The 2,109-nt window shown below is 68.1% G+C and carries 3 protein-coding genes; all 3 read right to left on the minus strand.

What is annotated here, in order from left to right; genetic code table 11:
• A partial coding sequence (locus tag VFW69_RS23450; protein ID WP_526505125.1) for an alpha/beta fold hydrolase occupies nucleotides 1-722 on the minus strand: 722 nt, incomplete at its 3' end.
• Nucleotides 723-730: 8 nt separating this feature from the next.
• Nucleotides 731-1,648 (minus strand): alpha/beta fold hydrolase, encoded by a 918-nt coding sequence (locus tag VFW69_RS23455; protein WP_526505127.1) that lies wholly within the window; start codon nucleotides 1,646-1,648, stop codon nucleotides 731-733.
• 6 nt (nucleotides 1,649-1,654) lie between these two features.
• Nucleotides 1,655-2,109: alpha/beta fold hydrolase (locus VFW69_RS23460; protein WP_526505129.1), on the minus strand; the 455-nt coding region annotated here is incomplete at its 5' end.

Here is a 2,109-nt window from a genome sequence, read left to right on the forward strand (position 1 = left end):
GTGCTCAGCTGCTCGAACGCGCGGCCTTCCTCGTCCGACAGATCCGGGGGCGGCGGGTCGCCGCGCTGGACCGCCTTGTTGATGTCGGCTGGAGCGGTACCCGGCATGTTGGAGTGAATGCCGAGCAATTCCGGCGCGGCCTGTATCCCCATCGCCTGCGTGACGGCCGCGCCCCAGTCGCCGCCCTGCGCCACGAACCGGTCGTAGCCGAGGCGTTTCATCAGCGTGACCCAGGCGCGGGCGATCCGGGGCGGATCCCAGCCGGTGGCGGTCGGCTTGGCGGAGAACCCGTGACCGGGCAGCGAGGGAATGACCAGGTGAAACGCGTCCGCGGCGGTCCCGCCGTGCGCCTCGGGGTTGGTGAGCGGCTCGATGATCTTCAGCTGCTCGATGACCGAGCCGGGCCACCCGTGCGTGACGATCAGCGGCAGCGCGTCCTCGTGCGCGGAGCGGACGTGAATGAAGTGGATGTCGAGCCCGTCGATCTCGGTTATGAAGTGCGGCAGGTCGTTCAGCCTCGCCTCGCATTTGCGCCAGTCGTAGTCAGTCGCCCAGTACCCCGCTAGATCTTGCATCATCGCCAGCGGCGTGCCCTGCGAGTCGTCGGTGACCGTCTCGACCTCGGGCCACCTGGTCGCGTTCACGCGGTTGCGCAGATCGGTGAGGTCTGCCTCGGGGAAGCCGACCGTGAACGGGCGGATGGCGATGTCTTCGGCGGGCATTTCGTCTCCTAACGCTTGTCGACGTCGATGATGGCTTGAGCGAAGGCCTGCGGGGCCTCTTGCGGCAGGTTGTGCCCGACGCCGCCAGAGACGGTCCGGTGCGCGTACGGGCCCGCGAACTTCGCCGCGTAGGCGCCGGGTTCCGGATGAGGTGCGCCGTTGGCATCACCTTCGAGGGTGATCGTCGGCACGGAGATGACCGGGCTCCCGGCCAGCTGCTTTTCGAGATCGTCGTATTGTGACTCGCCCTTGGCCAGGCCGATCCGCCAGCGGTAGTTGTGGATCACGATGGCGACGTGATCCGCATTGTCAAAGGACGTGGCGCTCCGGTTGAACGTCGCATCGTCGAAGTTCCACTCGGGCGAGGCCGTGTGCCAGATGAGCCGCGCGAACTCGCGCCGGTATCTGTCATAGCCCGCCCGGCCCCGTTCGGTGGCGAAATAAAACTGGTACCACCACGAGAGCTCGGCCGCCGGGGGCAAGGGCGCCTCGCCGGCCTCCTGATTGCCAATCAGGTAGCCGCTGACCGACACCATGGCCGTGCACCGGCCGGGCCACAGCGCGGCCACGACATTGGCCGTCCGCGCGCCCCAGTCGAAACCGCCGAGGATCGCATCGGCGAGGCCAAGCGCGTCCATGAGCGTGATGACGTCAACCGCGAGGACCGATTGCTGGCCGTTCCGGGGCGTCGCATCAGAGAGGAAGCGGGTCGTGCCGTACCCGCGTAGGTACGGAACGATCACCCGGTATCCGGCCGAAGCGAGCAGCGGGGTGACATCCGCGTAGCTGTGAATGTCGTACGGCCAACCGTGCAGCAGGATGACCACCGGGCCATCGCCAGGACCGGCTTCGGCGTACCCGACGCTCAGCACACCCGCGTCGACCTGCTTCAGTGTCCCGAACGAACCATCCGTTCCCGCCGTCATCGTCGCCTACTGGCCTGAACCCACGGTCGCCTGGGCGGCTTTCACGATGTGGTCGGTGACCGCCTGCGGCTGGGAAATCATGATCACGTGCGAGCCCTCGACCTCGACGATGTCGGCGCCGGCCCGCTGGGCCATGGACCGGACAAGGTCGGCTCCCGCGGCCTTGTCGCCGGTGGCGACCACGGCCCAGGACGGTAGCTTCTTCCAGGCTGGCGGTCCGCAGACGTCGGTGAACGCCGCGGCCGCGACGGGACGCTGGGTCGCGGCCATCAGCGCCGTGGTCTCCGGCGGCAGGTCGGCGGCGAAGACCTCTCGGAGCAGCGCCGGGTTGATCCCGAACTCGACCGCGGTCTCCCCGCCCGGTCCGGCGGGATAGGTGTACTGGACTTGGGCCGTGTTCAGGATGCTGTCCTTGGACTCGCTCGCGACTTCGCCGAGGCGTTCGCCTTCGTCGGGGGCGA

The sequence above is a fragment of the Mycobacterium sp. genome (genome assembly GCF_036273375.1).
Taxonomy (GTDB): Bacteria; Actinomycetota; Actinomycetes; order Mycobacteriales; family Mycobacteriaceae; genus Mycobacterium.